Origin of the sequence: Amycolatopsis sp. SID8362, assembly GCF_010550475.1 — a bacterium.
In the GTDB taxonomy this organism is placed as follows: Bacteria; Actinomycetota; Actinomycetes; order Mycobacteriales; family Pseudonocardiaceae; genus Amycolatopsis; species Amycolatopsis eburnea.
In genome coordinates, this window is the sequence record NZ_JAAGNB010000384.1 from 1 (window position 1) to 206 (window position 206).

1 protein-coding gene is annotated in these 206 nt (G+C 75.7%); it reads right to left on the bottom strand.

Translation table 11 applies throughout. The features are described from left to right. A partial coding sequence (locus tag G3I65_RS12055) for a hypothetical protein (RefSeq protein ID WP_160696178.1) occupies positions 1–206 on the bottom strand: 206 nt, incomplete at both ends.

A 206-nucleotide genomic window follows, 5' to 3' on the forward strand; every position in this document is an offset into this window, starting at 1 on the left:
ACGGCCCGGCCGAGCAGCAGGGCCCTGGCCTGGACGTGGCCGGACCAGGCGCGGTCGTCGTCGCGGGCGGTGCACAGGACGACGACCCGTGCGGTCCGGATCGTCTCCGCGACCTCGGCCAGCAGCCGCAGCGACGACACGTCGGCCTCGTGGACGTCGTCCAGCACCAGCAACAGCGGCCGCCGGGCCGAGCTGGTCCGCACGGT